General features: G+C 63.1%; 13 protein-coding genes and 1 other RNA gene. 9 read left to right on the forward strand and 5 right to left on the reverse strand.

Annotation, left to right across the window (positions count from 1 at the left end):
• Positions 1-81 precede the first annotated feature (81 nt).
• The gene (locus LB547_RS00260; RefSeq protein ID WP_140495166.1) at positions 82-1104 is read left to right on the forward strand and encodes an ArsR/SmtB family transcription factor; all 1023 of its coding nucleotides are present in this window, start codon (positions 82-84) and stop codon (positions 1102-1104) included.
• Entirely contained in the window at positions 1104-2021 is a 918-nt protein-coding gene (gene metF / locus LB547_RS00265; protein WP_140495168.1) for a methylenetetrahydrofolate reductase [NAD(P)H], read from the forward strand. The genes LB547_RS00260 and metF overlap by 1 nt, the downstream gene beginning before the upstream one ends.
• 372 nt (positions 2022-2393) lie before the next feature.
• Here metF and LB547_RS00270 read toward each other — a convergent pair whose 3' ends face one another.
• Entirely contained in the window at positions 2394-3323 is a 930-nt protein-coding gene (locus tag LB547_RS00270; RefSeq protein WP_140761233.1) for a DMT family transporter, read from the reverse strand.
• A gap of 207 nt (positions 3324-3530) precedes the next feature.
• Between LB547_RS00270 and LB547_RS00275 the strand changes: the two genes are divergently transcribed.
• Positions 3531-4751: an alanine racemase gene (locus tag LB547_RS00275; protein WP_140761230.1), complete on the forward strand. Its 1221-nt coding sequence runs from the start codon at positions 3531-3533 to the stop codon at positions 4749-4751.
• Positions 4752-4815: 64 nt separating this feature from the next.
• Here LB547_RS00275 and LB547_RS00280 read toward each other — a convergent pair whose 3' ends face one another.
• Positions 4816-5994 (reverse strand): lytic murein transglycosylase, encoded by a 1179-nt coding sequence (locus LB547_RS00280; protein WP_140761227.1) that lies wholly within the window; start codon positions 5992-5994, stop codon positions 4816-4818.
• 186 nt (positions 5995-6180) lie between these two features.
• A complete protein-coding gene (locus tag LB547_RS00285) occupies positions 6181-6975 on the reverse strand; it encodes a GH25 family lysozyme (RefSeq protein WP_140516622.1) in 795 nt (264 codons plus the stop codon).
• Positions 6976-7291: 316 nt separating this feature from the next.
• On the opposite strand from LB547_RS00285, the gene LB547_RS00290 reads away from it, so the two are divergent.
• Positions 7292-8671 carry a serine hydrolase domain-containing protein gene (locus LB547_RS00290; RefSeq protein WP_140521219.1) on the forward strand — a complete coding sequence of 460 codons (1380 nt, stop codon included), beginning with the start codon at positions 7292-7294 and terminating at the stop codon, positions 8669-8671.
• 4 nt (positions 8672-8675) lie between these two features.
• On the opposite strand, the gene LB547_RS00295 is transcribed toward LB547_RS00290, so the two are convergent.
• Both LB547_RS00295 and LB547_RS00300 read right to left on the reverse strand, forming a co-directional pair.
• Positions 8676-9341 (reverse strand): class I SAM-dependent methyltransferase, encoded by a 666-nt coding sequence (locus LB547_RS00295; RefSeq protein WP_140557525.1) that lies wholly within the window; start codon positions 9339-9341, stop codon positions 8676-8678.
• The gene (locus tag LB547_RS00300; protein ID WP_224518994.1) at positions 9338-10585 is read right to left on the reverse strand and encodes a DUF3419 family protein; all 1248 of its coding nucleotides are present in this window, start codon (positions 10583-10585) and stop codon (positions 9338-9340) included. Before LB547_RS00300 ends, LB547_RS00295 begins: the two co-directional genes overlap by 4 nt.
• Before the next feature lie 235 nt (positions 10586-10820).
• On the opposite strand from LB547_RS00300, the gene LB547_RS00305 reads away from it, so the two are divergent.
• The 5 genes from LB547_RS00305 (at position 10821) to rnpB (ending at position 14057) form a co-directional block, all read left to right on the forward strand.
• Positions 10821-11030: a hypothetical protein gene (locus LB547_RS00305; RefSeq protein ID WP_140495184.1), complete on the forward strand. Its 210-nt coding sequence runs from the start codon at positions 10821-10823 to the stop codon at positions 11028-11030.
• Between the two features lie 152 nt (positions 11031-11182).
• A complete protein-coding gene (locus LB547_RS00310; RefSeq protein WP_140761224.1) occupies positions 11183-11902 on the forward strand; it encodes a J domain-containing protein in 720 nt (239 codons plus the stop codon).
• Positions 11899-12654: an N-acetylmuramoyl-L-alanine amidase gene (locus tag LB547_RS00315; RefSeq protein WP_140761221.1), complete on the forward strand. Its 756-nt coding sequence runs from the start codon at positions 11899-11901 to the stop codon at positions 12652-12654. The genes LB547_RS00310 and LB547_RS00315 overlap by 4 nt, the downstream gene beginning before the upstream one ends.
• Positions 12655-12865: 211 nt before the next feature.
• Positions 12866-13582, forward strand: coding sequence for a lytic transglycosylase domain-containing protein (locus LB547_RS00320; protein WP_140623121.1), 717 nt, complete (start codon positions 12866-12868; stop codon positions 13580-13582).
• Between the two features lie 65 nt (positions 13583-13647).
• An RNA gene (rnpB, locus tag LB547_RS00325) (RNase P RNA component class A) lies at positions 13648-14057 on the forward strand.
• Positions 14058-14140 lie beyond the last annotated feature (83 nt).

Raw genomic sequence — 14140 nt, forward strand, 5'->3', positions numbered from 1 at the left:
CCGGAAGCGACATAGCGCTTGCAAGGCTGCTAAAATCGACATAAACATATGTTTATATCTTTTTTCAAAGAGAATACGCTGATGCATGTCGCGCTCGACACCATGGTGGATACATTGAAGGCGGCGGCCGAATCGAGCCGCTTGCGCATACTGGCGCTGCTGTCGCGCGGTGATCTCACCGTGTCCGATCTTACCGAGATTCTCGGCCAGTCGCAGCCGCGCGTGTCACGCCACCTGAAGCTGCTCCTGGAGGCCGGGCTGATCGGCCGTTACCAGGAGGGGTCGTGGGCCTTCTTCCGGCTGTCGGATACGGATTCCGCGCGCGACTTCGTGCTGCGGCTGGTCGCCGGCATTCGCGGCGCCGATCCGCAGGTCGAGCGCGATCTCGAGCGGCTGGCCTCGGTCAAGCGCAAGCGGCAGGACCGCGCGGCGGAGTATTTTTCGCAGAACGCGGCAAGCTGGGACCATATCCGCTCCCTGCACGTGCCTGACCGTGCGGTCGAGGCAGCCCTCATGAAGCTCGTCGGCAAGCGGCCGTTCCAGTCGATGCTCGATCTCGGCACCGGCACCGGACGCCTCTTGGAGATATTCTCGCCGCTCTACCGGCGCGGCATCGGCATCGACATGTCGCGCGAGATGCTGACCGTCGCGCGCGCCAACCTCGACAAGGCCGGCGTCTCCAATGCTCAGGTGCGGCAGGGCGACATCTTCTCGCCGCCGGTCGAGCGCGACGCCTTCGATCTCGTCACCATCCATCAGGTGCTGCATTATCTCGATGATCCTGCGCGCGCCATCCATGAGGCGGCGCGGCTGCTGCGCCCTTCCGGACGGCTGGTGATCGTCGATTTCGCGCCGCATACCCTGGAATTCCTGCGCGACGAGCACGCGCATATGCGCCTCGGCTTTTCCGACCGGCAGATCGGCGAGTGGTTCTCCGAAGCGGGCCTTGATCTCGAAGATGCCCAGGAGTTCGAGCCGCGCGGCGGCACCGAGGCCAGGCTCACGGTCAAGCTCTGGCTTGGCCGCGACCGGCGCCTGCTGATCGCCGATCCTGCCAATGACAGCCAGCAGACCAAAGTGAGTTCGATAGGGGAAATCGCCTGATGAACCAGTTCCGCTTTTCCCGCCGCCCCGACATTGGCGACAAGGTCAGGGTTTCCTTCGAATTCTTCCCGCCAAAGTCGGACGAGATGGAAGCGAGGCTGTGGGACACGGTCACCCGACTGGAACCGCTGAAGCCGAAATTCGTCTCGGTGACCTATGGCGCCGGCGGTTCGACTCGGGAGCGCACGGCACGCACCGTAGGCCGCATCCTGAAGGAGACCAGCCTGACGCCGGCAGCGCACATGACCTGCGTCGACGCCCCGCGCCCTCAGGTCGATGCGGTGATCCAGGAATTCGCCGACATGGGTGTGAAGCGGTTCGTCGCCCTGCGCGGTGATCCGGCCGCGGGCGTCGGCACCGCCTATCGTCCGCACCCGGACGGCTATGCCAATGGCGCCGAGCTGGTCGGTGCGCTGAAGAGCGCCGGCGATTTCGACATCTCGGTCTCGGCCTATCCGGAAAAGCATCCGGAAAGCCCCGACTTCGCCACCGACATCGACATGCTGAAGCGCAAGGTCGATAATGGCGCGACGCGGGCGATCACCCAGTTCTTCTTCGACAACGATCTCTACGAGCGCTATGTCGAGCGCGCGCGTCGAGCCGGCATCTACATTCCGATCGTGCCGGGCATCCTGCCGGTGCACAATTTCACCCAGGTCGCCAATTTCTCGGCACGTTGCGGCGCGCTGGTGCCGGCATGGCTGGCCGAACGTTTCGATGGCCTGCAGAATGATCCGCAGACGCATGCGTTGGTCGCGTCGGCGGTGGCGGCCGAGCAGGTGCTGGACCTGGTCGAGCGGGGCGTGGGCGATTTCCACTTCTATACGATGAACCGGGCCGACCTCGTCTTTGCCGTCTGCCACATGATCGGCATCCGCTCGCATGAGGCGGAAGTGGCTGGCTCCGCAGCCGCCTGAACCGGGCTTGATTTGCAGAAAGGCCGGGTAAAAACCCGGCCTTTCAAACTGGTTGATTATTGGGTGCTGGTCTTCCCCGTTTTTGGCGGGTTCAGGGAAGAACGCCTATAATGAGGGCGCCGATGAATGCAAACGCAGCACAGATCATCAATGCGTTGATTGGCCTCGTAAGTCCCATGACATAGCCTCCTCTTAAAGAGCTATGGCCGGAGTCTAGGGTCATTTGTGCCACAGGCAAGCGGAAAATGTGCTGCATTGCGACGCGATTGTGGAGTTTGCGACCTCGTTTTCGCCGTTAGGCGTTGAAACTTCTAGGCAAAAACCAGATACGAACCTGTGAATAAATTATGGCGGCTTCGTGTCGTTGGCATGTCATGGCAGCGCTACCCTGCGGATGAACAGGCGCCCGTCTATGGTCACCAGGCCGAGACCGATCAGCATCATGCCGCCGATTTCGAACAATTCCAGCCGCTCGCCGAGGAACAGGAAACCGAGCAGCATGGCACTCACCGGCACGATCAGCGTCACCAGGGAGGCGTTGGTGGCGCCGGCCGAGGCGACGAGGTTGAAATAGAGGATATAGGCGAAGGCGGTGGACAGCAGCGCCAGCGCCAGCACCGCCGCCCAGACCGGCGGCGAGGCCGAGAACAGGCCCGCGGGACCGTGCGCAAGCAGCACCACCGGGATCATGATGATGGTCGAGGCGGTCAGCTGCCCGGTGGCAATGACCGGCGAGGGCACGCCCTTGAAGCGACGGGCGACCATCAGTGCGACGCCGTAGGACAACGATGCTCCGATCAGCGCGAATTTGGCCCAGACCGGGCCGCCGAGGCCGGCAACCAGGCCGGGGCCGATCATCACAGCCGTGCCGGCGACGCCAAGCGCAATGCCGGCCAGCTTGTTCCAGGAGAGCTTCTCGTCCGATGTCAGGGCGTTGGCGAGGATCAGCGTCCAGAACGGCGTGGTCGCATTGAGCACCGAGGCGACGCCGGCGCCAAGCTCAGTCTGGCCGGCGAAGATCAGCGAAAAAGGCACGACGTTGTTGGTGAAGGCCAGCAGGAAGAACAGTCCTGCATGAGGAAGGGCAAGGCGGAAGGATGGGCCGCGCAGGAAGAGATAGAGCTGTAAAGCGAGTGCCGCGATGGCGACGCGAAACAATACCAGCACCAGCGGGTGAAGCTCCGCCACGGCAATGCGGGCGAAGAAAAAGGAGCCGCCCCAGATCGCGCCGAGCAGCAGAAGCTGCGCCCAGTCCTTGAGCGCCATCGGTCCGCGCGGTGCTGATGTCGCGGCTATTGCCATGTGATGCGTCCTCCCCGGACGGCCGAATGCAGGCAGCCAGACAGAAGCCATATCGGGTTCGCAGGCAAGAACCACCCGAAACCTGCCCGATGGCCTGTCTCCCCTGACAAGCCTAGCGCCCTGCCGCCAGGCGCAAGAGACACAGAATTGTTTTCATTGGCCGCTAGCTTGGATTAATTGTGCGCAGGCTAGGTCAAGGATTCGTCCATGCAGCGATTCGAGAATGCCCGCGAGGCGGCACTGGCGCTTCGCCCGGACGATCCGGTCTACTGCTTCCGCCCGCAGGTGCTGAAGGCCGATGCCTTGCAATTCATGGGCATGTTCCCCGGCAAGACGGCCTATGCGGTCAAGACCAATGGCGAGCAGATCGTGCTGAAGACGCTGGTCGAGGCCGGTGTCTCCGCCTTCGACGTGGCCTCGCCCGGCGAGTTCGCCGCCGTGCGCGCGGTCTCGGCCGATGCCGAGATGCTCTACATGCATCCCGTCAAGGCGCAGTCGGACATCAAGCTGGCGCTGGAGAAATACGGCATCCGCGTCATTGCGCTCGACCACGAAGACGAGATCACCAAACTGACGCGGGTGGTCAGGGCACTCGACATTGACCCGGGCGCAATCAGCGTGTTCGTTCGAGTGCAGACCAAGGGCCATGCGGCCTACGAGCTGTCGAAGAAGTTCGGCGCCGGCCCAGCCTATGCGGTCGAGCTCGCCGAACGGCTGAACCGCACCGGCTACAAGGTCGGCCTGTGCTTCCATGTCGGCAGCCAGATCGAGGACCCCGACACCTACGAAAGGGCATTGGCTTCCGGCGACTGGGTGCGCAACCGGCTGACCTTCGACCTGGCCGGTCTCGATGTCGGCGGCGGTTTTCCGGCCGAATACGGGCATGATCCCAACCGCAAGCAAGTCGCGATGCCGTCGCTCGGCCAGATCATGTCGCGGCTTTCTGGAGACCTCAAGGAATACCAGTTCGACCAGATGCCGCTGGTGGCCGAGCCCGGCCGGGTGATCGTGGCGCGCTGCCTGTCGCTGATCGTGCGGGTGCTGTTGCGCAAGGGCAAGCGGCTCTACATCAATGACGGCATCTGGGCGTCGCTATCGGATTCATGGACCGGCAAGATCACGCTGCCGGCACGCTTCATTCCCGATCCGGCGATCCGCACGCGCAATGGCGACGAGAAGACCATCGTGCCGTTCAAGGTCTGCGGCGCGACCTGCGATTCCGTCGACATATTGTCGCGGCCGTTCTGGCTGCCGGAAACTGTCGACACCGGCGACTGGATCGAGATCGGCCACATCGGCGCCTATTCGCTGTCGCTGAGAACCCGTTTCAACGGCTTCTATCCCGACACTTTCGTCGAGGTGGCGACGTCCTTCGACGAGGGCGATGCACCGGTGGGTTTGGCGAGTCTGGAGACGATGGCGGATTAAGTAGTGAGTGATGAGTAGTGAAATGGGTCCGTCACTATTCCCTACTCACAGCTTCATTCCCTATTCACAGCTTCGCTAAAAGCTCCGGCGTCGGCCACCCGTCCACGGGCAGTCCCAGCCGCGTCTGCTCCTTGCGGATTGCTTCGCGGGTGTTGGTGCCCAGGATCCCGTCGACCGTGCCAACATCGTAGCCCTTGGCTTCCAGCTTGGTCTGCAAAGCCTTCATCTGCTCGTTGTTGAGGCCTGGTTCAGGATTGCGCGGGTCGATCGGTGGCGCGCCGGCAAGCCGCGCGGCAAGATTGGCCGCGGTCAGCGCGTAGGTGAAGGACTGGTTCCATTCGAGATAGACGTCGAAATTGTCGTAGGTGAGGAAGGCCGGGCCCTTGCGGCCCATGGGCAGCGCCAGCCCGGCCTTCAGGCCCTTGTCGACCAGCGGCGAGCCGTCGGGATTGGTGACGCCCCACTGCGCCCATTGCGTCAGCGGCAATTTGTTGGTGCGGCCCGTCTGGTCCCAAGGCATCTCGTCGGGCACGCGCACTTCCTGGATCCAGGGCTCGTCGCGCTTCCAGCCGCGCGACAGCACCTTGTTGGCCGTGGTCATAATCACGTCCGGCACGCTGCCCCGCAGGTCGATCTTGCCGTCACCGTCGCCATCGACGCCGCGGGCAAGATAATCCGAAGGCAGGATCTGCGTCTGGCCGATCTCGCCAGCCCAGGCGCCGTTGACGTCGGCCGGCAGCACGCCATGGTCGATCAATTCCAGTAACGGCACCAGCTGCTGCCGGAACAGTTGCGGGCGGCGGCAATCATGGGAAAGCGTCACCAGCGCGCTGAGCGTATGGAAATCGCCCTGCACGGCGCCGAAATCGGTCTCCAGCGCCCAGAAAGCGGTGATGACCGGCGCCTGGACGCCGAACTGCTGGTCGGCGCGGGCGAAGATATCGGCATATTTCTTCATGTTCGCCGCGCCCTGCTTCAGCCGGTAGGCCGAGATCATCCGGTTGGAGAACTCGATGAAGGTCTGGGTGAAGACGCCCTGCGCACGGTCGCGCGCCAGGGCCCTCTCGTCGAAGCTGGCATCCTCGAGCGCTTCGAGGCCGACAGGGCCGACACCCGCCGCCTTGGCTTCCGCTGCCACGCCCTGCTTCCAGGTTTCGAAGTCGCCGCCACATTCCTGCGCCATCGCCGGCAAGGCCGTGGCGCACAGGAACAGCACCGCGAGGGCTTGGGGACGCAGTCGCATAGACTTCCTTTCGACATTCAGGATTCCCGGGCGGCCTTGCTGTCCATCTGGATGCGCGTCGCCCCGGAATACCGGCGGTTGCACTCTTGGCCGCCGGCCGTGTCGAAAGCAGGCGGCAGGCCCGGTGTCAACGGGTGTTCTGCAGCAACCCTTCCTCCGGGCGGCTTGGCACCCGTTGACACGGTGTCAACGGGTGTTCTGCCTCAACCATTTGTCCCAGGCGGCTTGGCTGCCGTTGAAGACGTTTATATCGGACTTGCCGATCATGCCGGGAACGATGCCGGTTCCCGTATACTGCCAGAAGGTGAAGGGGTGGCTGCCATATTTCTGACGCGGGTGGCCGGCGACGGAGCGTAGCCAGTAGGGATAACCGCGGAAGGTCGACAGCTCGTTGTCTTCAAAGAAGTCTACCGACGTGTAGATGATCGGCTTCTTGCCGTAATGCCGCTCGACGATTTCGAGGAAGGTGGTCATCTCCGCGCGCACGGTGGCCGGGTCGGGGCGCAGCCTGCAGGTCGGCGATTTCGGGTTCCATTCCATGTCCAGCACCGGCGGCATGGCCGAACGGTCGACGGGGACGTTGCGGATGAACCAGCGCGCCTGTACCGCCGCCGGAGTGCAGAAATAGAAGAAATGATAGGCGGCACGAGGAACGCCGGCGGCTTTGGTGCGCGCCCAATGCTCGTTGAAATAATCATCGAAACGGTCGCCGCCCTCCGTCGCCTTGATGAAAGCGAAGGAAATACCGCTGGCCTTGGCGGTCGGCCAGTCGACCGAGGTCTGGTATTTTGAGACGTCGGTGCCGTGAACTGCGTAATTCCAGGGCGCGCCGCTGTCCCATTCATGCGGCTTGGAATCGGCGAAGCGGGGCGCGCGCACCGCAACCGAAGGGGTGCTGGATGGCGACAGTGGCGACAGATCCTCCACGGTCGAGCATGCGCCGAGCAGCGTCAGCATGAAAAGGGCCGCAAGACGGCGCATCACAACTCCCGAGCCGGTTGCAGCCGGTCGCTGATGGGTCTGTGCACTGATGGCCGGCGCTTGGTCTGGCCCCCGCCGGACGATCGCCCCACAGCATCGCCCGGTATATCGCCAAAACGCGCATTGTTTCGGCGCGCTTTGATTTTGTTTCCTGCCGTGATCCCAAAAACGCGGCGCGCTGTTGGGCGACATGCACCTGTGATCGCCGATCATGGTTGATATCTGGTTGACGACGCTCGACAAGGCCCATGATTTTGCGGAAGCAATGGCGGCAAATCGATGACATGGATCGAGCCTGGATTCGGGGGCGGGAAAGATGCGGATCATTGCCAAGATCGTCAAACGGCTGCTCGGCCTGGTGGTGCTGGCGGTCGTGGCGCTGTTTGGGTGGCTTTATTTCGCGCCGCCCGAACTGATCCGGGTCGGCTCGGGCTATTCAGCAAAGATCGTCTGCTCGAACGTTTTCGTCGCCGGGCGCGATGCCAACGAGGTGCTTGCCGTCGATGTGCAGGCGCCCGGTCATCCCTTGCTCAAGCTGATGCGGGTCTCGGTCGACAAGAACCGGGGCACAGTCTCCGCCGGCCTGCTTGGCTTCCTCGGCAAGAGCATCGCGGTTTTCCGCGACGGGCTGGGCTGCGCCTCGGTCCCGGATGGCGATGTCGGCAAGGCGCGGCGCACGGCGATCCATGTCGAACCCTCGGCGACAAGACAGGACGCGCTGTGGCCGGAAGGCGAGCGGGTCGAAGCCTCGCAGAACCCGGAGGTGGTGAAGATCGTCGACGATGCCGCCATGACCGGCGCCGGCATGCGCGCCGTGGTGGTGGTCAAGAACGGCCGCGTCGTGGCGGAACGCTATGGCGAGGGCTTTTCCGCCCGGACGCCGTTGCTCGGCTGGTCAATGACCAAGACGGTCAATGCCGCCATGGTCGGCACGCTGGTCAAGAACGGCAAGATGGCGATGACCAACCAGGGCCTTTTCGCGCCGTGGAAGGCCGATGGCCGCGCCGCGATCAGCCTTGCCGACATGATGGCGATGTCGAGCGGGCTGGAATTCAACGAAGACTATGGCGACGTCGCCGACGTGACGCGCATGCTCTATCTCGAACCCGACATGGCGGGCTTTGCCGAAGCCAAGCCGCTCACGGGCGAGGTGGGCAAGGTGTTCTCCTATTCGAGCGGAACGGCGGTGATGCTGTCGCGGCTCTGGCAGGATGCGGTCGGCGACAAGGCCAAGGCGTTGACGTGGCCGCGCACCGCGCTGTTCGAGCCGCTGGGCATGCACAGCGCCGTGCTCGAGACCGACGAACAGGGCACGTTCGTCGGCTCATCCTATCTCTACGCCACCGCCCATGACTGGGCCCGCTTCGGCCAGTTCCTGCTGCAGGGCGGGGTCTGGAACGGCAACCAGATACTGCCGGCCGGTTTCGTCGACTGGATGCGCGAACCTGCGTCGGCCTCGAAAGTCTACAGCAAGGGGCAATTGTGGATCGAGGCGCCGGGCGACGAGGAAAACCCCGGTGCCGGCGTGGCGGCGGGCCTGCCCAAGGACACCTATTGGATGGAGGGGCATGATGGGCAGACCGTCGCCATCATTCCATCCGAGCAATTAGTGGTGGTGCGGCTCGGCCTGACGCCGGCCAAGCTGGGCTACAGGCCGCAGACCATGGTCGGGGCATTGGTGAAGGCGCTGCGCTAGCCAATCAGCTGCTCGGCCGGACCACCGCCAGCCAGGCGTAGCCGCGATAAAGTGTGCGGAAACGGAAGGTTGCGCCGATTTTTCGCGATTCCGATTCCAGCACCTCGCGCAACATTTCACGGGGCGTGACGTGGAATTTTCTGAGCCAGCCGCGAAGCAGGGTCCGAAACCAGTCCGGCAGGCCTTCCTGCTGGCCGAAGTCGACGATGTGCAGGGAACCGCCCGGAGCGAGCGTTGCCAGCGCGGCGGAGACCGTCTTTTCCCAGCCTGGGATCATCGACAATGAATAGGAGACGAAGACACGGTCGAAGCTGTCGCGGCCGAACAGCGCCTTTACGTCGAACTCCGTGGCGTCGCCCCTTGCCAGCATGACGCGATCGGACAGGCCTTCGCGGGCAATCGCGGTGCCCGCGGTCTCCAGCATCTCTGCCGAAATGTCGAGGCCATAGAAGCGCGCGCCGGGAAAGCTGCGGGCGGCGAGGATGATGTTTCGCCCGGTGCCGCAGCCGAGCTCCAGCACCGTGCCGCCCGGCGGAACGTCCAGCCCTGATATCAGCCGGTCGCGGCCGAGCAGATAATATTTGCGGGTCAGGTCGTAGATGTGACGCTGCCAGCGGTAGACACCGTCCATCAGTTCGGCGTGATTGGCCGGCAGCTCGGTAGTGCTCATGAGGCGCGCTTCACGTACAGATGAAAGCCGCCATAGATTGCCGAGCGGTCGCGGGTGGAGAATTCGCGCGAGGCATCGCTCTCGTAGCTCCACTGGTCGAGCAGGGAAGCGGAGACGCGGCCCGGCAGCAGACTTGGCTCGGCCGCAGTGCGGAAGATGACACGCGCGCCGGCGGAGGCGGTGCGGGTGATTTCCGACCACAGCGCATTGAGCTGGTCGTCGGTCATCCAGTCCTGCGCGTCGAGCAGGATGAAACGGTCGACGGAACCCGCGTCCTTGCCTGCCAGGAATTCGATCAGATTGGCATGATGAATGGCGACGCGGTCTACATTGCCGCGAATGGCCTCATAGTTCTGCCTTTCAAGATAGGCGGGCAGGGCGGCTTCGCCGGGTTGGGGGTAGCGCCTGGCAAAGGCTTGCCAAGCGAAATAGTTGTTTTTCAATGGAAAATCGCAGGCGAGCTTTTCCAGCCGGGCTTTCAGCACACTGGCCATGGTGCCGTCGCCGGACGTGATGAGAGAGTCATATTGCGCCGGCGGGATGCCGAGGCCGAACAGCGAGGCCTTGCGCGAGGTCGCCCATTTCAAAAGCGGCTTTTCGAACACCGGGGCCAGCTCCTGGTGGAAGAAGCGGCGCTGCTCGCCAATGTTCCTGGCCTGCATGATGCCGGCGGGGTCGACGCCGAAGAATTTAGCCGTGCGGTGGCCCATGGCGATGAACAGGCCAAGCAGGCCGGTCTGGTAGAAATTGCGGTCGAAGACGGCGATGCGCCTGATGCCGCGCCAGTTGCGGCGCTCCCAATAGTGGCGGCTGACCGGATCGAGATGCGGCGCGATGAAGCGGTCGTAAGCCTGAGAATTGTGGTCGTTGCCGGCGGCACCGAAGAAGCGAAACAGGTCGCCCTGCGAAGGCAGGTGGCGCACCGCCTCCAGCTTCATGCGGTTCAGGGCTATGTGAGCGGCATTGAGATCGACGGCGTCGATCCTGGCCGGCGACCGGGTGAGATAGGCCAGGATATTGCAACCGCCGGAGGCAATAGTGACGACGCGGTGGCCTTCGCCAAGCTGCATTGCGTCCATGTCGACATCGGGATCTTCCCAGATCTGCGGATAGACCAGGCCCGAAAACAGGAAGGCGAACAGCCGTTCGGAAATTCCTGCCTTCGACAGGGGGCGGTTCTGGTAGACGGCTTTTCCAACTTCCTTGCCACGGCGAAAGATCAGATCTGCGGAAACGTCCGTCATGGCAAGGTGATTCCCCATTTGCTTTGCCGCAAGCGGGTAACGCCCGGCTATGACAGGTGGATGACAGCGATCCGCACAGGGGAGCGCAAAGCTGTTTCACCCCCGGGGAGGCGCAAGGGGAGGATGCGAGCGATGTTACATGCGGAAACGCATCGTTACGAAACCCATGGCTGAGTGATGCATTTCCTTCTCGACCGTTCACTGCAACGTGAGCGTGTGTTGAAGGAGAGATATCATGAAAAAACTCATTCTTGCGTCGGTGTCCGCGCTTGCGCTGCTCGGCGTCGCTGCATGCAGCGACAGCGGCACGGGGACGGATAACACCACCACCCAGAGCACCAATCCGCCGGCCGAGCAGCCTATGAAACCTGCGGCGCCCGCGGATAATTCGACCAAGCCTGCCGAGCCGGCTCCGGCAACGCCCGCTCCTGCGCCCGCGCAGTAGTCCATAGTACCTGTGTTCTGGTGAGGGCCGACGTCTTGTCGGCCTTTCGCCAGGCGGGTAGCGGTTCCGATACGAGATCGATTGCCGCCGGAGGTATGATGCAGGCCGTTATTGGCTTGATAGCGGGGACCGGTTGGCTCTAAGAAGCGGCCATGTCGATTTGGGACCGCCTCGGCGACTTCATCACGCGGATTTCGTCTTCAGCCTCGTCGGGCGTTGCCGACGTGGTCGAAGCCGTGCGCACCGTTTTTTCCGGCGATGCGGATTTGCGTCGTCGCGTCGCATTCTCGGTGGCGATGATTGCGCTCTCGGCCAAGATGGCCAAGGCCGACGGGGTCGTCACCCAGGATGAGATACGCGCCTTCCAGGAAATATTCGAGGTGCCGCCAAAGGAGACGCGCAACGTGGCGCGGCTCTATGATCTGGCCAAACGTGACGTTGCCGGCTTCGAGACCTATGCCGAGCGCATGGCGCAGCTTTGTGGCTCCGGCCATTCGAACTGCATGATGCTGGAGGATATACTCGACGGCCTGTTCCATATCGCCAAGGCCGACGGACTGATCCATGAGCGTGAAGGCCAGTTCCTGCACCGCATCGCCGAAATCTTCCGCATAGACGAGGTGCATTACGAGGCGATCCTCTCCAGGCACGTCAACCTTGGTGCGGCCGACCCCTATGTCGTGCTCGGCATCGAGCGCGGCAAGCCTTTCGAGGAGATCAGGAAACGTTACCGCAAGCTGGTTTCCGACAATCATCCCGACCGGCTGATCGCGCGCGGCCTGCCGCAGGAATTCATCAAGATCGCGACGACGAGGCTCGCGGCGATCAACACCGCCTACGAGATGATCGAGCGGGGCCTGCGGCACGCATGAGCGGCTTCCTGCCCGACGAGCCGAGCGCCGAGGTCAGGGTATCGCCGAATTTCGGGCCACGGCGCGAGACGCTGAAGCCCGAGATGATCGTGCTGCACTATACCGGCATGCCGACAGGCGCCGGGGCCGAGGCGTGGCTGTGCGACCCGGCCAGCGAAGTCTCCTCGCACTATCTGGTGCATGAGAACGGCCATATCGTGCAGATGGTCCGGGAAAGCGACCGCGCCTGGCATGCTGGGAAGAGTTCGTGGTTCGGACGCACCGACATCAACTCCTGTTCCGTCGGCATCGAGATCGTCAACCCGGGGCATTCATTGGGTTATCCCGGTTTTCCCAAGCGACAGATCGATGCGGTGATCGGCTTGTGTGCCGGAATTGCCAACCGGCATGCGATTGCCCCCCAGCGGGTGCTGGCGCACTCCGACGTGGCGCCGGGGCGCAAGATCGATCCGGGCGAGAAGTTTCCCTGGCGGGCCCTGTTCGAGGCCGGCGTCGGCCACTTGGTGGCGGCGGCACCGATCAGGCGCGGCGCCGTGCTGAAGACCGGCGACGCTGGCGCCGATGTCGAGGCGCTGCAATCGATGCTGGCGCTCTACGGCTATGGAGTCGAAATAACGGGTGTTTTCGACCAGCAGACGCGGGTCGTGGTCGAGGCTTTCCAGCGTCATTTCCGGCCACGCCGGATCGATGGAGTGGCGGACGGATCGACGATGCGCACGCTTCAACGGCTGCTCGCTTTCCACCCAACTTGACCCTGGGTCAGGATGCCGTCCAAGTAATGCTTTTCCGACATTAAGTTACAAACTGTCACTTAAAGTGACTTGCCCCGCCTTCATTGCGCGCAATTCGGGCTTCAAAGGGCGATCCGTACAGCTTGTCGGATGTCTAACCCCCCGGATGATCCGACATTAATCAAGCAATGCCGCGCGGAAATCTTCGCGCGTTCAGACAGAACAGGATCACATGCAGAAATTGACCGTTGTAACGGCAGCTCTTGCTGCCGGCGTAATGACTTTTGCCTTCGGGGCGGCGAGCGCCGCGCCGCTGAGCCCACGGGCCGATCAGGGGCTCGTCGCAGCGACCGCCAAGGGCAAGGCCATTTCGGCCAAAAGCAGCAAGGATGTGAGGGCGGCGAAGCGGTCTTCCGCGAAAGTGGAGAAGGCGAGCTGGACCAAGGCCAAGAAGCCGAGCACAAAACAGAAGACCAGACGAGGCCGCAAGGCCGTCGACAAAACGACGACGGCATCGATCGGGATCAAGGACGCAGCAGCCTCGACGGCAGCGGTGGCCAGTGGCGATCAGTATTCGGCCATCGTGGCGCGCTATGCCGCGAGCTATGGCGTGCCGGCGTCGCTCGCTCATGCCGTTATCAAGATCGAGAGCAACTATCGGCCGAACCTCGTCGGCGGCGCCGGCGAAATCGGCTTGATGCAGATCAAGCCGGCGACGGCGCGGATGATGGGCTATAGCGGCTCGGCCAATGGGCTTTTCAATCCGGACACCAACATCAAATACGGCATGAAGTATCTTGCCATGGCGCGGGATCTCGGCGGCGGCACGACGTGCGGCACGATCCTGAAATACAATGCCGGCCACGGCGCCACCCGGATGAACCCGGTTTCGGCCGCCTATTGCAGCAAGGTCAAGGTGCAACTGGCGGCTGTCGGATCGCCGGCGTGACAAGAACCGGTCGTAACCGGCTTTTTTGGTTGCGTTTTGTGGCGTGAACCCCTTTATACGCTTGGCCAGCTGGCCGGGCGGCCGCACCAGCAAAAGCCGAAAGGCCGCGGGTGAGGAAAGTCCGGGCTCCATGGAGACACGGTGCCGGCTAATGGCCGGCGGGGGCGACCCCAGGGAAAGTGCCACAGAAAGCAAACCGCCACGACTTGGCTTTGCCGGGTCGGGGCAAGGGTGAAAGGGTGGAGTAAGAGCCCACCGCGCGACTGGCAACAGGAGCGGCACGGTAAACCCCACCGGGAGCAAGACCGAATAGGGGCGGTGCGAGGGGAAACCCTCGAGGGCTGTTTCCGGCTCACCGTCCGGGTAGGTTGCGTGAGGCGCATGGCAATATGCGCCCAAGATGAATGGCCGCCACGTTCTCGCGCCGCAAGGGGCGAGGGCCATACAGAACCCGGCTTACAGGCCAGCTGGCAGTTTTTCTCCGCGATATCGAAAAGAGGCCTTTGCGATCAGCAGGTTGCGCCCTGGGGCGCGCCTGTTGATTCAACGGCTTTTTTG

The organism is Mesorhizobium sp. B264B1B, assembly GCF_020165765.1.
Taxonomy (GTDB): domain Bacteria; phylum Pseudomonadota; class Alphaproteobacteria; order Rhizobiales; family Rhizobiaceae; genus Mesorhizobium.